Below are 16,456 nucleotides of genomic sequence, written 5' to 3'. Positions count from 1 at the left end.
GCTATCCGGTACGTGCCGAAGGCCTCAGCGAACCCCAGGGCAACGCCAGCTCGGTATTGGGCGTGGACAAGGCCGCCCGCGACAGCGGCTCGGTGCGTCTGGGCGTGGCCTGGTCGTCGATCGTGTCCCGCGTGTTGTGTGAAGACGAACGCGCCATCGGCAACGTCTTGCGCATCGAACCGGACACCCGCCTCAATTACAGCTACGACGCCAACCTGTTGCAGGACGTAGGCGCCGCCTGGACCGCATTGCCCGGCAAACCCGGCATCATGGTCGCCCCGGGCAGTTTGGCGGCCGGCAGCTACGACGCCGCCTGGCGTCTGGGCGTGGCACTGGAGCGGATCGGCAAACACGCCCGCATCCTGCCCTTCCCCGCCGTACAGGACAGCGTAGACCTGAGCGACCTGCGTATCCCGGTCGAGCTGCAGAACATTCCGGCCTTCGCCAGCCTCAATGGCAAGGGCACTTATACCCTGGCCAACCCGGCGGAAATCGGCGCGCTGCTGATGCTGGGTCAAACCCCCAACATGCAGGCTGACCTGGCGATCAATGATCCGCAGTTGCTCAAGGCGATCAATGAATCCCTGGACGCCTTGCAGAGCCAGATTCAAGGTCTGGACGCCACCGCAGGCGCCGCGTTCACCCAATGGCGTGACCGTCATGTGAATGCCGGTCTGGCCGCCAAGGGCACGGACAATGTGCGCCTCGCGTTGCTGGGCACACGCCCGGTACTGATGATCGCGCCGGAGGCCACCGGCAAGGCCATGGCCCTGTTCAGCACGGCCTGGAACAAGCTGGCACGCAGCCGCACCTTGACCGTCAGCGAAGCACAAATGCCGTTGAGCGCCGATGGCCGCGTGGCCCTGGCCAATCTGGGCGGCAACCCTGGCACCATCGACGTGCTTGCCAAGTCCGACTGGAGCGCTTCGTTCCCGCTGGGCAGCGTCGCTTATGACGGTCGTCTGCCGGTCAAGGCCGTGGTGGATGTCGCCGCCGCACCGGGCGCTTCGGACACCGCACCGGTGGCGTCAGTGTTTCTCAACGACTACCTGATTGGCGCGCAACAACTGATTGCCAACGGTGAAAAACAACGCATCGAAGCGCGTATCCCGAGCTATACCCTGGGCTCCACGAACGTGCTGCGTGTGTCGTTCCAGCGTCAGCCGGTCAGTGATCGCTGCCTGGAAACGCCTCAAGCGTTCCCGGTCTCGGTGCTGCCAACCAGCCACATCGTGCTGGAAAAAATCGCCCTCAATGACGGCTTCTCCGGCATGGCGGCGCGCTTCGCGTCGAACACACAAGTCCTCGTGCCTCAGGCGTACCTCGATCACCCGGCCAGCAGCCTGCCACAGGTGATTTCGGTGGCGGACGGTGCCGGTGTTTCGCCGCTGCGCGCAGAACTGAAAGTCAGCGCCGATCCGAAAGCGACAGTCACGCCCGACAAAGCCTTCCTGGCGTTCGAGTTGCCGCTCAAGGACAGCAAGGAATCGGTGCAGGTCGATGACCAAGGCCGCCTGCGCATCAATCACAAGGATGAGCCGTTGCTGGACCTGCATCCCCTTAACCATCTGGCTTCGCTGCAAGCCATCGATGCCGGTGGCCAGCACGGTCTGATCTATCGCACCCTGGGCAGCGATGCGCCTGTCTTCGCCAAGCCTGTGCTGTTGACCCGTGGCGACGTGGCGATTCTGGGGGACAACGGTGCCTTGACCACCTTCGACACCCAGGACCCGAGCGGCAGCCAGTTCATCGAGAAAGAAGAGCCCAAGGGCCTGGACGCCTGGCGCACGCCTTCGCTGTTGTGGCTGATCCCCGGCGGCATCCTGTTGGTGCTTATCCTGATGCTGGCTGGCCGTAGCGCCCGTCGCAATCGCCAGTAACGGAAACCTTCGATGACGTCGCTTTATTGGCCCTACTGGCTGGCCCATTACTACAGCTTCCTGGAAGTCGCGACCATTGTGGTCGCGGTACTGATCCTGATTTCCAGTCTGGACGATCTGTTCATTGACCTGTGGTACTGGTCTCGCCGCCTGTTCCGTAAGTTCACGGTAGACCGCAAATACCGGCCGCTGACGGCCGAGCAATTGATGGCCCGGGATGAGCAACCCCTGGCAATCATGGTCCCAGCCTGGCTGGAATACGACGTCATCGCGCCGATGATCGAGAACATGGTGTCGACCCTGGATTACCAGAACTATGTGGTCTTCGTCGGCACCTACATCAACGATCAGCGCACCATCGATGAGGTGGAGCGCATGCGTCGGCGCTACAAGCAGCTGCACCGCGTGGAAGTCCCTCACGCGGGGCCGACCTGCAAGGCCGACTGCCTCAATTGGGTGATCCAGGCGATCTTCCTGTACGAAGAAACCCACGGCACGACCTTCGCCGGAGTTGTACTGCATGACAGCGAAGACGTGCTGCACCCGTTGGAACTGCGCCTGTTCAACTACCTGTTGCCCCGCAAGGACATGATCCAGTTGCCGGTCGTGTCCCTGGAGCGCAACTGGTACGAATGGGTGGCGGGCACCTACATGGACGAGTTCGCAGAATGGCACGGCAAGGACCTGGTGGTCCGCGAAAGCATGACTGACACCGTGCCTTCGGCCGGCGTCGGCACCTGTTTCTCACACCGTGCGTTGCGCGTGCTGGCCGGGGAAACCCAGAACCAGCCGTTCAACACCGACAGCCTCACCGAGGACTACGACGTAGGCGCGCGACTGGCCAAGGTCGGCATGAACGCGATCTTCGTGCGCTTTCCGGTGCAGTTTCGCGTGCTGCGCAAATCCTGGTTTCGCAAACCTTACGAATCCACCCTGAAGATGCCGCTGTGTGTGCGCGAATTCTTCCCGGACACCTTCCGCACGGCGTTTCGTCAAAAAGCGCGCTGGACCCTGGGCATCGGCCTGCAAGGCTGGGAACAGATGGGCTGGAACGGCTCGCTGGCCAACCGCTATTTGCTGTTTCGTGATCGCAAAGGCGTGGTGACGGCATTCGTCAGCATCCTGGCCTACGTGATTCTGGTGCAGTTGGTGGCGCTGATCATCCTGCGTCAGAGCGGGCTGTGGGACGTGAGCTTCCCAACGCCGTTCGAAGCCAATGGCTGGATCAAGTATCTGCTGATTGCCAACGGTATCGCTCTGGGCTGGCGCATCCTGCATCGCTGCTACTTCACCACGGTGCTGTACGGCTGGCAGCACGGTTTGCTGTCGATCCCGCGCATGGTCGTCGGCAACTTCGTCAACTTCATGGCCGCCTCCCGGGCGTGGCGCATGTTCCTGGTGGGCAAGGTGCTCAATCGCAAGCTGGTCTGGGACAAGACCATGCACGATTTCCCGTCTACCGACCTGGTGGCCGCCGCACCGCGCAAGCTGGGCAGCGTGTTGCTGTCCTGGCAGGCCATCAACGACACCCACCTGCAAACGGCACTGGACGAACAGCAGACCCGGCACATGCCACTGGGCCGCATCCTGCTCAGCCACGGCTGGCTGGATGACGAAACCCTGGCCGAAGCCATCGCGTTTCAGAACGATCTGCCCCGGGTTTTCGATGTCGCCCACAAGGCTGACCCCTCACTGTTGAGCGATGAGTTCGCTCTGCGCTGGCGCGTGGTGCCGTTGGGCATGAACGAGGAAGGCCGCGCGCAAATCGCTGTCGCCAGCCCGCTATCGGACGAAGGCCTGCAACAGATCAGCGATGAACTGGGCAGTGAACCGGTGCAGTTGATCGCCCGGGAAAGCGAAATCGTCGCGCAATTGCGCGAGGTGAACGCCCTGCAAGGCCAGGCCGTCCCGAATGCCCGCGCGCCGCTGTTGGGCGACCTGCTGATCGAGATGGGCCTGCTGAACCGCGACGTGTTCAGCCGCGCCATGCTCAATTACCGACCTCAGCATGACGGCCGTATCGGCGACTATCTGGTCGACATCGGCGTGCTGCCCCGCGCCACCATCGAACAGGCCGTGGCCCGTCAGCACAGTCATTACCCAACGGAGCTTCCGGCATGAACCGCCCCTTCCTGACGCTGATGGCCACGGGGTTGTGCCTGCTGCCTGCGCTGGCCCATGCGGAAATCCTGCCGCTGCCGTTGACCGGTCCGGCTTACCAGGCCGCCAACGAAGCCTACAGCGCCTACGATCGCAAAGACTACGACCTGGCCATCGCCAAGGCCCGTGAAGCCTTGCGTCAGCGGGCGGACGTCACCCGTTTGAATCGGTTGATCGTGCAGGCGCAACGGGACAAGGCATTGCGCGATAACCCCAAGCGCTACCCGAAATCCACCGCTCAGGCGCGTCAAGCCCCCGGTTTCAATGCGGCGGCCCAGGCGTTCAAGGCGTATGACCGCGACGACTTCGGCGTTGCCGCCCAGTCAGCCCGCAAAGCCATCGCCCAGGAGCCCCGGCGCATGGATTACCGGTTGCTGCTGATTGAAGCCTTGCAGCGCCAACAGCATCTGCAAGAAGCCGATCAAGCCACCACTGAAGCCCTTCGGGTTTTCCCGGATGACGACAGTTTGCTGATGCGCCGCGAAGCCATTCGCCGCCAACTGGCCGCGCCTTTGGCCATTGCAGGCTATCGCGCTCTGGAAGCCGGCAATCTGCCCCTGGCGGTGGACCAAGCCCGCAAGGCCGTGGCCTGGTCCCCGGAAATCGGCGCCCATCAACAACTATTGATCAGCGCTCTGTTGGCGCAGAAGGATTACCGCGCCGCCGAACAGGCTGCCACCGGCGCGCTGGCTCAGGACGACGGCGAGACTGCACCGTGGATTCTGCGCAGCTACGCGCTGGACCGTCAGGGCAAGACTCAGGCCGCCCAGGCTGACCTGAATCAAGCCCTGGCCATCGACGGCCTGCTGGATTCGGAAGTACGTGAGATTCGCTTCTTCGCCACCGATCTGGCACTGGCCAACAACGAGCCTCAACAGGCTCTGGACCAACTGCAAAAACTGCCCGCGGACGACAGCGGTGACGTGGCCCGCCGCCGCGCCATTGCACAGGTCGCACTGCGCCAAAAGAACAACGGCCTGAAAACCGCGACACGCTTCCCTGCCCCGGCGCTCAACTGTCAGGAAACCGCGTTCGGGCTGGTCTGCGACATCTGGCCGGGCAATCAGCGCGATGGCGGCACCGACATCGCCGTGCAGGCTTACGCGGCGCTGGCCCGCAAGGACGCGGCCTCAGCCACGACCCTGGCCAGCGAAGCCATTCGCCGCGCCCCGCAAAACCCGGCGTATCGGAGCCTGTTGGTCAGCGCCCTGACCGACCAGAAGCGGCTGCCCGAAGCAGTGGCCGCCGCCAGCGACGGCCTGCAAGCCACTGGCGATGACGCCCGCCTGCTGGCCCAGCGCGGTCGTCTGCGCCAGCAAACCGGTGATGACGCCGGCGCGCGCCGAGACTTCACCCAGGCCCTGGCACTGGGCAGCCTGCCCACTTATGAAGAAGCCAGCCTTTACGCTGCGCTGGGTCAGCGCCGAACCGCTCGGGAACGCTTGCAGCAAGCCCGTGCGGCGGGCGAGCTGGACGGCATGAGTGATCTGCAGGTGGCTTATCTGTCGGTTCAGGCGGGCGACGATGACGCCGCCCATGAGTCATTCCGCAAGGCGGATACCGCCACGGGCCTGACGCCGACCGCCACGCAGGATGCGGCCTACACCGCCATGCGGGTCAACGACGACGAGCACGCGGTGGGTTACTTCAAGCGGGTCATCGACGCGGAGAAATCCGGCGAACTGGACATGCCTGCCCAGCAGTTGTTTGACACCCGCCGCGCCGTGGCGGATGTCTCGCGCACCTGGGGCCTGATCAGCACCACCAGTTATCGCGGCAACAGCTCCACCAGCGGCCTGAGTTCGGCCCCCAGTACCGGCGGCAATAGCGGTGGCAGCAACAACAGCAGCACCGACAGCCTGCAAAACAGCACCGAACTCTCGTGGCGTCCGCTGGGTTACCGCAACGCCCGCTTCGTCGAGCTGTACGGCCGTGTCACCGACACGCTGTGGAGCAAGAACGGCGATTCGGACACGGGCCTGGATGCCCTGCAAGGTGCCCTCGGCGTGCGGGTCAAACCCTTTACGTCCCTGAACGTCATGGCCGCCGTTGAACGCACCTTTCCCCTGGGCTCGTCCAACGTGGATGGCGACTGGCTGTTGCGTCTGGGTTATGGCTCCAGCATTGGCACCGACCTGCAGGTCGATACGCCGAGCTGGTGGACGTCACAGTTGTTCGCCGAGGCCGGGCATTACGTCAATGACTCGCGCAATTACTTCAACAGTGAATGGCAAGGGGGCCGCAGCTACGCCATCGGCGGCACCGGCTCGCGCTGGGTAACCTTCCCGCACGTGGTGGCCGCGTTCGACTACGACTCCAAGATGGACAGCGAAACCCAGTCCGACGGCAGCGTTGACTATTCCTCCGGCCGGGCCGCAGGCGTCGGTCTGGGGAACAACGTGCGCTACTGGTTCCGCGAGGACGCCTACAACGCGCCGCAATCCTATGTGGATTTTTCGCTGCAATACCGAGTGAAGGTGTTTGGCGATGACCGCGCCAAAGGTGTGTTCGCTCGCCTGACCTACTCCTATTGAGGACTTTTATGCACCCTCGTATCAGCTTGTGGGCGGGGCTCGGTTTGGGCCTGGCCTCGACACTGACTCAGGCCGCGCCTGAAATCGCCCAGCTCTACGCGCCGAAACTGCCAGAAGGCTCGGCCTGGGTGCGGGTGGTCAACCCCTCCGACAAGGCCGTGCAGGTGCGCGTGGATCAGAAGCCGGACATGACCCTGTCGGCGCAGTCCGTGATTGCCAGCCCGTTTCAGGTCGTGGACTCGCGCCAGCCGCTGCACGTGACGGTCAACGGTCGCGAGATCAAGGGCCTGAGCGTGCCAAAAGACGCGTTCGTTACGCTGATCCTCGACAGCCATCCCGGCGCCGCGCCACGGGTAGTGATTGACCCGCAACCGCGCGGCAAAGACCTGCGCGCCGAGCTCAACGTCTACAACCTCAGCACGGGCTGCGAAAAAGCCGACATCAAGCTGGCCAATGGCTCAAGCGTGTTCAGCCAACTGTCCTTTAACGGCCAGGCACAACGCACCATCAACCCGGTGCAGGCGACCTTGATCGCCAGCTGCGATCAGGCTGCCGGCCTGCCGCTCAAACTTGAGCCCTTCAAGGCAGGTGATCGCTACAGCCTGTTCCTCGTCGGCTCGCGCCAGACCCCACGCCTGATTGGCCTTGTTGACCAGACTGCCCCATGACTAGCCACGTAAAACTTGAAGGTTCCATGCGCCGCCTGCCCCTGCCCGCCCTGATTGCTGGCGTGCTGTTCAGCCTGTCGGGCACCACCGTGCACGCGGCCTCGTCAGTGATCACCGGTAAAGACGGCTGGCTGTTTCCCGCCTGGGAAAGCCTGAACAAGGTCGATAACGCCGGCACCGCCCGCAGCATCGGCCTGATCAAAGACGTGAAGCAGCAGCTTGAGCGGGAAAAAATCGCCCTGGTGGTGTTGGTGGTACCCATGAAAGCGCCGTTCTACGCCCAGCGACTGCCGGCCGATCAACCGTTGAGCCCAGCCGTGACGCAGCGTTACGACCGCTTGCAGAGTGAGTTGAGCACCGCGGGCCTGACCACGCTGAACATCAAGCCGATCCTGCAGCAAACCGAGCAAGGCAAGCAGAGCGCGTTCTACCGCGCCGACTATCACTGGACCGCCTGGAGCGCCGAGAACACTGCCGACGCCACGGCGAAGCTCATCACCGGACGCTATCGCCTGCAAGGCGAGCCCGGTGGCGGCGCCGTGCTGGGCGAGTGGTTCGACAAGCGCGCATTTGGCGACTTGGCCAGCAACTTCCTGCCCGCCGTGAAGCGAAAGGCGATCGGTCGCGATATATACACCGTGCGCCATCAGGTGGAAAAAGACCTGTTGATCGACGACGCACCGGCACCGGTTCAGGTGATCGGCAACAGCTTCGTGCAGCCTTATCTGGGCTACACCCAGAAGTTGTCCAACGCCCTGGACCGCCCGGTCAATCTGACCTGGAACCCCGGTGATGTGGGCCCGTGGGCCACACTGCTGCAATACCTGGAATCCCCGGACTTTGCCCAGCACAAGCCGCAAGTGATCGTCTGGCAATTCAATGAGGGCCAGTTTCATCTAAGCCCCGACGCCGCCGCCAACTGGAACGCCAAAGGCGTGACTTCAATCAGCCAGTGGCACCAGCGCATCAAGAAGGCGCTGCCTTGAAGGTTTTCGGCAAAACCCTCAGCCGTGCCACTCTGGGTATTCTGCTGCTTGCAGCGACGCTTGGAACAGGTACCGCCATGTTATACGTCACTGCTTTGAAACCGCTGGACCCCGGCATCGTCGGCATCGTCTGGCAACCAGACAACAAGACGGTCGGCATCAAGGGCGACTGGCAAAAGCTCGGCGCCCGGGAGCTGCTGGTGCAATGGACCGTCGTCGATGATCAGGCCTTCGTGCCCGGAACCGGCCTGCCCAGCGTGCCGGTGCTGCCAGACTGGGCGCGCATCGCCAAAGAGCCCTGGGCTCAGGATGTGATCGTTGGACTGGCCGGTTACTTCAGTGAAAACCGCTCGCGGGACAACATCGAGCAATTGGCGGCGGTGTCCAAACGCATCGCCAAACTGCCCACGCCGCTGCACGTCACCGGCTGGTACTTTCCGGCGGAAGTCGACCCCAGCTGGACCCGCGCCAAGGAGCTGCCCGCGCTGCTGGCCAAGCTGCCGCGTCCGTTGTGGATCAGCGTCTACGACGGCGCCAACATCGGCCCCGCCGCCACGGCCGACTGGCTCAAGCAATGGTTGCCGGACGACATCGGCGTGTTCTTCCAGGACGGCGTCGGCGTCTACGCCCGCACCGCCCCTGTGGCCCGCACCTATGCCGACACCCTGCGCGAACGTCTGGGCAAGGACCGGGTACGCATCATCGTCGAAGCCTTCCGCCCCAACTACGGCGGCGGCTTTCGCTCTGCCACGGCGGCCGAGCTCAAACCGCAACTGGCGGCTTACGACGGCTACCCTCTGTACCTGTTCGACGGTCCGCATTACGTGACGCCGGAGCTGGTCAAAGCACTGGCAAACTAACCCGTCGGCAGGCCTCCCCATCGGAGAGGCCTGGGTGAATCAGGAGCGCAGGATCTCGTTGATCGCACTCTTCTTCGGCCGCAGGGTGCTGACGATCTGCCACACAACAAAGGCCAGGGCCAGCCCCAGGAACGTGGCGGCGATGGGGTTGGCCAGGAACGCCATGAAGTTCCCGTCCGAGAGCATCAGGCCGCGACGTAAATTGGTTTCGGCCATGGGGCCCAGGATGAAGCCGATAATGAACGGCGCCGCAGGCATGCCCGCCTTGACGAAGCCATAACCGAGCACACCGAACAGCAGAATCGACCAAACATCGAACAGGCGGCTGGACAAACCAAAAGCGCCGACCACACAGAGCACCAGAATGATCGGCAGGAGGATGTGCTTGGGAACATCCAGCAGCTTGATAAACAGGCGCAGGCCGTAGAACTCCATAAACAGCATCATCACTGTGGCGACAATCAACGCGGCGAAGATGGTGTAGACCAACGGCCCCTGACTGATGAATAGCAGCGGACCTGGCTGAATACCATGGATCAGGAAGCCGCCCAGCAGGATCGCGGTGACGGTGTCGCCGGGAATGCCCAGCGTCATCAAGGGCATCATGGCCCCGCCGATGCCGGCGTTGTTGGCGGTTTCACTGGCAACGACACCCCCGATGTTGCCCTTGCCGTAGGAATCCGGGTCCTTGGCGCGTTTCTTGGCGATGATGTAAGCCACCAGGTTCGAGGTGCCCGCCCCAATGCCGGGCAGGATGCCAATCCCCAGGCCGATCAACCCGGAGCGAAAGGCATTGGGCAGTTGCTCGCGAAATTCCTTTGACGAAAACCCGAAGCCCTTGACGTTCTTCATGCTCACCGAGCGCACCCGGCCCTGCCTGGCGTAACGTCCGTTTTCCGCAAGCTTGATGATCTCGGCGACCGCGAACATGCCGATCATCACCGTCAGCATGGAAAAGCCGCCATTGAGTTCGGAGAAGCCGAAGGTGAAGCGACGCAGGGCCTCGACCGGCGCGATGCCCACGGTGGACACGGCAAAGCCCAATGCCCCCGCAAACAACCCTTTGGCCATGGAGCCGGCAGATAACGTCGCGATCAGGGTCAAGGAGAACACCGCAATCGCGAAATACTCATGCGGACCGAAGCGCAGCGCCACTTTGGCCAATTGCGGCGCGATGAACATGAGCGCCGCGATACTGAACATTGTGCCCAGGAAGGAAAATACGATACCGATGCCCAGCGCCTTGACGCCATGGCCTTGCTCCATCAAAGGGCCGCCGTCGAATACCGTGGCGATGGATGACGGTGTTCCGGGGATTTTCAGCAGGATCGCCGAGATCAGCCCTCCTGACGTCGCCCCGATGTAGAGCGCCACCAACAGCGAGAGGCCCGCCTGTGGCCCCATGGTAAAGGTCAGCGGCAGGCACAGGGCGACGGCCATCGTCGCCGAGAGGCCCGGCACTGCGCCAAAGACGATGCCCACGGCCACGCCAATGGCCATCAGCAGAAGGATATTGATCGAAAAAACGGCACCAAAGCCTTGCTGCAACAAGTCGAGCATGGTCGATACTCCTAGAAATTCATCAGGCCCGCGGGCAGCATCAAATCGAAGACCTCGCGAAACAGCAGGTAAATGGCGGCCGAGGTCATCAAGGCGATCAGGGCATACGTGACATGCGCAACCTTATGATCGAGCGGCGTCAGCACGATGAACTGCAGGTACAGATAAACCGCCGTCATGATCGGGAAGCCTATCGGGTTCATCAGGGCGATATAGCCCACGACCAAGGCCAGCGTCTTCACCACTGTTGCCACGTCGATCGCGCTGCCCGGCGCCTCGGCGTCCACCTGCGCGACGTCATGCGGGGCATCTTTCGGGGCCGCGAAGGCACCGAACAGTTGAATGACGGCGAGCAGGCAAAGCATGGCCGACAGCACGGTGGGGACGAATGCCGCATCAATGCCGGAGTGGCCCGGCAGTTTGAGTGTCATCAACAGGTAACCGAGCGCGGTGCCAAGCATGGCCAGGCCGATCATCAGCTCTTTTTTATTGCAGGTAGCCATCGGGAAACCTCGGAAATAGGCGAGGTGATGCTGGCCAGCTTCAGCTGACCAGCTTCAGGTTTTACTTGGCGCGCAGGGCATCCTTGAACTGCATGAAGTCGTCACGGGTCTTGGCCAGGATCTTCCTGGACTCATCCGTGCCGTAGTACGCGACTGGCTGCTTGAACTTCTTCAGCTCCTCGGCGTACTCCGGTATTTCGGTGATCTGCTTCATGATGTCAGCCAGCTTGCTCACGATCGCCGCATCGGTACCTTTCGGAAACGCCACGACGTAGGGCTTGTCGATGGTGAAGTCGACACCTTGTTCCTTGAAGGTCGGAATATCGCCCAGCATCGCATTGCGTTCAGCATTGGGCTGACCCAGCGCGACCATCTGCCCGCCTTTGACGTAGTCCTGCACCGAACCGTAGCTGATGGCCCCCAGATCAATACGCGCGCCGAGCAGCGCCACCACTTTTTCCGATACGGTGCCGGCATCGACCATCTTCAGTTTGACGCCCGTGATTTTTTCGAACATCAGGCCCTGAATGTGGGAAAAGCTGCCCATCTCGGTGCCATAGGTAATGCTTTCCGGCTTGGCTTTGGCCTTCTCAACCAGGTCTTTGACGCTGGTTATGCCGGATTCGGCAGAGGCCACGAAGATGGCGCCCTTGTCCACGCCAGCAATACAGGCCACGTCAAACGTGTCAAAACTGTCATCGGAAAGGCCCGCAACTTCGTTAACGATCAATTGGCCAGGGTGAGTGAAGAGAATGGTGTTGCCGTCCGGTGCAGCGCTTTTGACCTGCTCTGCCGCCAACGTACCCCCGCCCCCCGCAACGTTGGTCACGACCATGTTCTTGCCGGTGATCTTGTTGAAGTACTTGGCCATCAGGCGTGCGTTGAAATCAGTGTCACCGCCCGGGTTGGCGATCACCACAACTTGCACCGGACGAGTTGGCCATTTGATGTCAGCGAAGGCGACGCTGCTTGAAGTGATAGCTCCCACTCCGACGATTGCAGAGAAAAGCGAGGCGCGAATTGTTTTTATCATTGGAATGCTCCGTGGGTAGAAAGCTGACTGACCTGAGGGACACAGTTGAAGTTGTAACTTCTCATGTCAAAAAACACTGACGAGTGCCAACAGGTAACAAGTGACAAGTGACAGGGGGCGAACAGGGACTTGTTTGTTGACACGCAGGTTGATAGCTCAGTGGCCATAAACACCGATTCAACACGCGAGGAATAGAAGGCTGATCGCCCGGTCAGTGTTGAGTCGTGCGTTGTTCTGCGGGAGGAGAAAAAGGCTGAACGCCTTGCTCCATCGGGATGTACGACACCACCGGCAAGCAGGCTGGACACGCAGGACGATGAGATCGAACGAGGGATGAACAAGCGATGACGGTTGCCTTGAGGGCACGCGCGGAGAGTCTTCAGCATGACTGAGCCTCGATTATTATTATTGATAGGTCATATGTTGTCATACGACTTAAGCTGTTTTACCAACGCCTTCCAAAGGTGTCAATCTGCGCGAGCATGGGAAGCGGTTGCTTCATGACCTCGAAGCGATACCTGATGCCCCGCCAATCGCCGTCCTCATAGCCCGGCGAACGCAGATCAACTTGGTGGTAGCGGACAGTCGGATTAGAGGATGTTTTTTTGCAGGTCATACGATAACTTAACCTGCATCAACATTTCGGCCCCCATCAGACGCCCTCACCCCGTCAACGATCCTCGACTCATGCAGATGCCTCACTCTGCCCTTTCTGGCTTTGCCGATGGATCCAAGTGGTGGGCGGCGCCAGTTTGTTCTGCCGTACATAATAAAAAGGAGCGCCTCATGAGTCATTTGCCCCCCGCACTGATGCAAGCACTCGAACACGTGGTCGGTCAGGCCGGCCTGATCCGTGATGCCGAGCGTATGCAGAGCTACCTGAGTGACTGGCGCAACGCCTATCGCGGGCAGGCAGCACTGGTGATCCGGCCGGCGTGCACCGCAGAGGTCGCCGAGGTCGTGCGCCTGTGCCGGGAAGCGGGCGTCGCACTGGTGCCGCAAGGGGGCAATACCGGCTTGTGCGGCGGCTCGATTCCGGACGACTCGGGAACTCAAGTCGTGCTGTCGCTAACGCGAATGACCGCCATTCGCGCCATCGACCCGGCCAACGAAACCATCGCGGTGGAAGCCGGGGTCATTCTTCAGCGCGTGCAGGAAGCCGCCGCCGAGGCGGGCCGCCTGTTCCCGTTGTCCCTGGGTGCCGAAGGCAGTTGCACCATCGGCGGCAACCTGGCGACCAATGCTGGCGGCACCGCCGTATTGCGCTACGGCAACATGCGCGACCTCACCCTCGGCCTGGAAGTGGTGCTGGCCGATGGCCGTGTATGGGAAGGATTGCGCGGGCTGCGCAAGGACAACACGGGCTATGACCTCAAACACATGTTCATCGGGTCCGAGGGCACTCTGGGGATCATCACCGCAGCAGTACTCAAACTGTTTCCCGCCGTGCACAGCCTGACCACCGCCTGGGTGGCACTGCCAACCTCCCAGGCGGCGGTCGACCTGATTGGCCGCATGCGTGTCTTGTGCGGCGATCGCCTGACCGGCTTTGAGCTGATGTCACGGCAAAGCGTCGAGTTCGTTCTGCACCACGTAACCGGCTGCACCGACCCGTTCAACGACGTTCACCCTTGGTACGTCTTGATCGAACTCAGCGATACCCTGACCGATGCGCCCCTGGCCCAAATGCTGGAAGACGGTCTGGGCCAAGCCTTTGAACAGGGTGAAGCCCTCGACGCGGTGGTCGCCAGCAACCAGACGCAAGTCGCCGCACTGTGGGCGCTGCGCGAAGGCATCTCCGAGGCTCAGAACCATGAAGGCCCCAGCCTCAAGCACGACATCAGCGTGCCTGTCAGCTGTATTCCAGCGTTCATAGAGGCGACTGACCGCAGGCTTCTGGACGCCTTCCCGAATGTCCGCATTGTGGCTTACGGACACGTCGGCGATGGCAATCTGCATTACAACATCAGCAAACCGGTCGGGGCCGAAGACGCGCCTTTCAAAGCGCAGGCCGAAGCGATCATGCACGTCATTTACGAATCCACGATGGCGTTCGCAGGCAGCATCAGCGCCGAGCACGGCCTGGGCCAAGCCAAGCGTGATGCCGCCCGGCGCTACAAGGCCCCACTGGAGCTGGAGTTGATGCGCAGCCTCAAACAGGCGCTGGACCCGGCTGGCTTGATGAACCCGGGCAAGCTGCTGTAAGCGCCTGTGCTTGAATGTTTGTAAGGCGCCAGGATTAACACCTTCCTCGCTCGGCCGATAAAGGCGATTGTGTCAGCGTGTTTTAATGGCACGCTATTGCCCTTATTGCTCTAGGTATGCGGTTCAGATAGGTGGCATGGCTATCCGCTTACTACCAATGCCTGACTTGAGCAGAGCCAAGGTACCTTTCGCCAGCCGGTCGAAATGAAACTCTTCGTAGATCGCCCATCATCTAAGTGGGGAAGCCGCTGACTATGCTTTACGCTCGGAAAATGTCGTCCAGGCTGGGCGCGTCCAGCACGCGATCAGCCCACAATTCCAGCTGGCGACTCGAAGCAGCCTCGATTTTCGCCACCACGTCACTTGATAACGTACCAAAACGGCGAATCAATAGGCGTTGCAGCAGCCTCGCCTTGCCTTTCTGGATTCCTTTCTGGATTCCTTTCTGGATTCCTTTCTCGATACCTTGCTGAATACCTTGCTGGATACCCCGCTCCAAGCCCTTCTGTTCGTGTTGCTGAGCCCAGGCGTCAAAACTCTTGGCCAGCGTCATCCTCAACTCCTTCAAATAAGCGGGAGCCCTGCTGTCTGCGTGCTTACGCCCGAAAAATATCATCGAGGCTGGGCGCGTCCAGCACACGATCAGCCCACAATTCCAGCTGGCGACTCGAAGCAGCCTCGATTTTCGCCACCACGTCACTTGATAACGTACCAAAGCGGCGAACCAATAGGCGCTGCAGCAGCCTCGCCTTGCCTTTCTCGATTCCTTGCTGAATACCCCGCTCCACGCCCTTCTGTTCGTGTTGCTGAGCCCAGGCGTCAAAACTCTTGGCTAGCGTCATCCTCAACTCCTTCTGGTAAGTAAGTGGGGAGCCTGCTGTCTGCGTGCTTACGCCCGAAAAATATCGTCCAGACTGGGCGCGTCCAGCACGCGATCACCCCACAATTCCAGCTGGTGACTCGAAGCAGCCGCGATTTTCGCCACCACGTCACTTGATAACGCACCAAAGCGGCGGACCAATTGGCGCTGAAGCAGCATCGCCTCGCCTTTCTCGATTCCTTTCTCGATTCCTTTCTCGATTCCTTTCTCGATTCCTTTCTCGATACCTTTCTGGATACCTTGCTGGATACCCCGCTCCACGCCCTTCTGTTCGTGTTGCTGAGCCCAGGCGTCAAAACTCTTAGCTAGCGTCATCCTCAACTCCTTCAAGTCTTGCACCTTGGGCAATACCAAGGTGTTCTTGCTCTGCCTTAACACGACTGCACGGATCCAGATCACAAACGTACGCTTGAGCTCCGGATTATCGTCAAGCCACTCGTTCAACAGATCAATCAACCGCAACAGCATCGTGGCGTCTTGCGAGTGTTCAAAACGGATCACGGCCGCCACCAAGTTTTTCAGTTCCGACAGATCAGCCTCGGTGTACTGACTCTGGTCGATCAGCAAGTACTCCAACGAAGGCATGTACTTGGAGACCAGCCCCGGAACCTTTGGAATCAACGCCGCTACGTCTGTGGCTGCCGTCCACCTCGCATCGCCATTGTAGAGCACGATCGGCAATACCGGCGGCAATTTTCGGTGTGGCAAGATATCTTTAGAGCGGATCAGATCCTGATACAACAAACCCACATAGGTCATCATCCGCACAGCCATGAACGGATCGACCGTGCTCTGAAACTCGATCAGGATGTACAAGTAAACCCACTCACCCTCGGCCCGCACTCGCCAGACCACATCGTCGGCCCGGTGGCGTAGGTCATCGGTTACGTAGCTGCCAGGGACCTTCTCCAGCGTGCTGTAGTCCAGACTGTGCAGCCAATCATCGGGGATGAACCCAATGATTAGGTCGCGCACCAATTCGGGCGCGGAAAACAGCAGTTTGTAGGAGGCATCGTGGTTGTGGGCCATGAACAATTTTCTGAGTGAATACGCGGGACATTTTAGCGCCTGGATATCAGAAGTTGAAGGTCAGAGAAGTCGCCAACGCTGGGCTTGTGCCCTGGCGTTGGGGCATCTGCCCCACCTGCTTGGCGAAATGCATGCGCTATGAACTCAAGAGAAACCCA

General features: G+C 61.0%; 13 protein-coding genes. 7 read left to right on the top strand and 6 right to left on the bottom strand.

Annotation, left to right across the window (positions count from 1 at the left end; translation table 11 throughout):
- The 6 genes from A7D21_RS28505 to A7D21_RS28480 form a co-directional block, all read left to right on the top strand.
- A partial coding sequence (locus A7D21_RS28505) for a cellulose biosynthesis cyclic di-GMP-binding regulatory protein BcsB (RefSeq protein ID WP_069553255.1) occupies positions 1–1,880 on the top strand: 1,880 nt, incomplete at its 5' end.
- 12 nt (positions 1,881–1,892) lie between these two features.
- On the top strand, positions 1,893–4,001 hold the full coding sequence (locus A7D21_RS28500; protein ID WP_069553254.1) for a glycosyl transferase family protein: 2,109 nt from the start codon (positions 1,893–1,895) through the stop codon (positions 3,999–4,001).
- On the top strand, positions 3,998–6,574 hold the full coding sequence (locus A7D21_RS28495) for a bacteriophage N4 adsorption protein A (RefSeq protein ID WP_069553253.1): 2,577 nt from the start codon (positions 3,998–4,000) through the stop codon (positions 6,572–6,574). Before A7D21_RS28500 ends, A7D21_RS28495 begins: the two co-directional genes overlap by 4 nt.
- Positions 6,575–6,582: 8 nt before the next feature.
- Positions 6,583–7,242, top strand: coding sequence for an alginate O-acetyltransferase AlgF (locus A7D21_RS28490; RefSeq protein ID WP_069553252.1), 660 nt, complete (start codon positions 6,583–6,585; stop codon positions 7,240–7,242).
- Complete coding sequence (locus tag A7D21_RS28485) at positions 7,239–8,228, top strand: twin-arginine translocation pathway signal (protein WP_069553251.1); 990 nt, start codon at positions 7,239–7,241, stop codon at positions 8,226–8,228. The genes A7D21_RS28490 and A7D21_RS28485 overlap by 4 nt, the downstream gene beginning before the upstream one ends.
- 77 nt (positions 8,229–8,305) lie before the next feature.
- Positions 8,306–9,088 carry a hypothetical protein gene (locus A7D21_RS28480; RefSeq protein ID WP_256556630.1) on the top strand — a complete coding sequence of 261 codons (783 nt, stop codon included), beginning with the start codon at positions 8,306–8,308 and terminating at the stop codon, positions 9,086–9,088.
- 39 nt (positions 9,089–9,127) lie between these two features.
- Here the strand turns inward: A7D21_RS28480 and A7D21_RS28475 are convergent, their stop codons facing one another.
- The 3 genes from A7D21_RS28475 to A7D21_RS28465 form a co-directional block, all read right to left on the bottom strand.
- Positions 9,128–10,648 (bottom strand): tripartite tricarboxylate transporter permease, encoded by a 1,521-nt coding sequence (locus A7D21_RS28475; RefSeq protein ID WP_069553249.1) that lies wholly within the window; start codon positions 10,646–10,648, stop codon positions 9,128–9,130.
- 11 nt (positions 10,649–10,659) lie between these two features.
- Positions 10,660–11,151: a tripartite tricarboxylate transporter TctB family protein gene (locus A7D21_RS28470; RefSeq protein ID WP_069553248.1), complete on the bottom strand. Its 492-nt coding sequence runs from the start codon at positions 11,149–11,151 to the stop codon at positions 10,660–10,662.
- Positions 11,152–11,212: 61 nt separating this feature from the next.
- Positions 11,213–12,184, bottom strand: coding sequence for a tripartite tricarboxylate transporter substrate binding protein (locus A7D21_RS28465; RefSeq protein ID WP_069553247.1), 972 nt, complete (start codon positions 12,182–12,184; stop codon positions 11,213–11,215).
- 786 nt (positions 12,185–12,970) lie between these two features.
- Here A7D21_RS28465 and A7D21_RS28460 point away from each other — a divergent pair.
- Positions 12,971–14,389 carry an FAD-binding oxidoreductase gene (locus A7D21_RS28460; protein WP_069553246.1) on the top strand — a complete coding sequence of 473 codons (1,419 nt, stop codon included), beginning with the start codon at positions 12,971–12,973 and terminating at the stop codon, positions 14,387–14,389.
- 259 nt (positions 14,390–14,648) lie between these two features.
- Here A7D21_RS28460 and A7D21_RS28455 read toward each other — a convergent pair whose 3' ends face one another.
- Genes A7D21_RS28455 through A7D21_RS28445 form a run of 3 tightly spaced genes read right to left on the bottom strand, consistent with a single transcriptional unit; the run spans position 14,649 to position 16,298 of the window.
- Positions 14,649–14,942, bottom strand: a complete 294-nt coding sequence (locus A7D21_RS28455) for a DUF4351 domain-containing protein (protein WP_069553245.1) — start codon at positions 14,940–14,942, stop codon at positions 14,649–14,651.
- A gap of 43 nt (positions 14,943–14,985) precedes the next feature.
- The gene (locus A7D21_RS28450; protein WP_083272257.1) at positions 14,986–15,231 is read right to left on the bottom strand and encodes a DUF4351 domain-containing protein; all 246 of its coding nucleotides are present in this window, start codon (positions 15,229–15,231) and stop codon (positions 14,986–14,988) included.
- A gap of 47 nt (positions 15,232–15,278) precedes the next feature.
- Entirely contained in the window at positions 15,279–16,298 is a 1,020-nt protein-coding gene (locus A7D21_RS28445; protein ID WP_069553243.1) for an Rpn family recombination-promoting nuclease/putative transposase, read from the bottom strand.
- Positions 16,299–16,456: the final 158 nt, after the last annotated feature.

The sequence above is a fragment of the Pseudomonas sp. AP19 genome, assembly GCF_001728855.1.
GTDB lineage: Bacteria > Pseudomonadota > Gammaproteobacteria > Pseudomonadales > Pseudomonadaceae > Aquipseudomonas > Aquipseudomonas fluorescens.
The sequence above is the reverse complement of the archived record's forward strand: the minus strand, read 5'-3'. Positions and strand labels throughout refer to the sequence as shown.

Excerpts from the sequence above, each read along its gene's own strand:
- A7D21_RS28500 (WP_069553254.1), top strand. The coding sequence starts at position 1,893 with ATGACGTCGCTTTATTGGCCCTACTGGCTGGCCCATTACTACAGCTTC.
- A7D21_RS28495 (WP_069553253.1), top strand. The coding sequence starts at position 3,998 with ATGAACCGCCCCTTCCTGACGCTGATGGCCACGGGGTTGTGCCTGCTG.
- A7D21_RS28490 (WP_069553252.1), top strand. The coding sequence starts at position 6,583 with ATGCACCCTCGTATCAGCTTGTGGGCGGGGCTCGGTTTGGGCCTGGCC.
- A7D21_RS28485 (WP_069553251.1), top strand. The coding sequence starts at position 7,239 with ATGACTAGCCACGTAAAACTTGAAGGTTCCATGCGCCGCCTGCCCCTG.
- A7D21_RS28480 (WP_256556630.1), top strand. The coding sequence starts at position 8,306 with ATGTTATACGTCACTGCTTTGAAACCGCTGGACCCCGGCATCGTCGGC.
- A7D21_RS28475 (WP_069553249.1), bottom strand. The coding sequence starts at position 10,648 with ATGCTCGACTTGTTGCAGCAAGGCTTTGGTGCCGTTTTTTCGATCAAT.
- A7D21_RS28470 (WP_069553248.1), bottom strand. The coding sequence starts at position 11,151 with ATGGCTACCTGCAATAAAAAAGAGCTGATGATCGGCCTGGCCATGCTT.
- A7D21_RS28465 (WP_069553247.1), bottom strand. The coding sequence starts at position 12,184 with ATGATAAAAACAATTCGCGCCTCGCTTTTCTCTGCAATCGTCGGAGTG.
- A7D21_RS28460 (WP_069553246.1), top strand. The coding sequence starts at position 12,971 with ATGAGTCATTTGCCCCCCGCACTGATGCAAGCACTCGAACACGTGGTC.
- A7D21_RS28455 (WP_069553245.1), bottom strand. The coding sequence starts at position 14,942 with ATGACGCTGGCCAAGAGTTTTGACGCCTGGGCTCAGCAACACGAACAG.
- A7D21_RS28450 (WP_083272257.1), bottom strand. The coding sequence starts at position 15,231 with ATGACGCTAGCCAAGAGTTTTGACGCCTGGGCTCAGCAACACGAACAG.
- A7D21_RS28445 (WP_069553243.1), bottom strand. The coding sequence starts at position 16,298 with ATGGCCCACAACCACGATGCCTCCTACAAACTGCTGTTTTCCGCGCCC.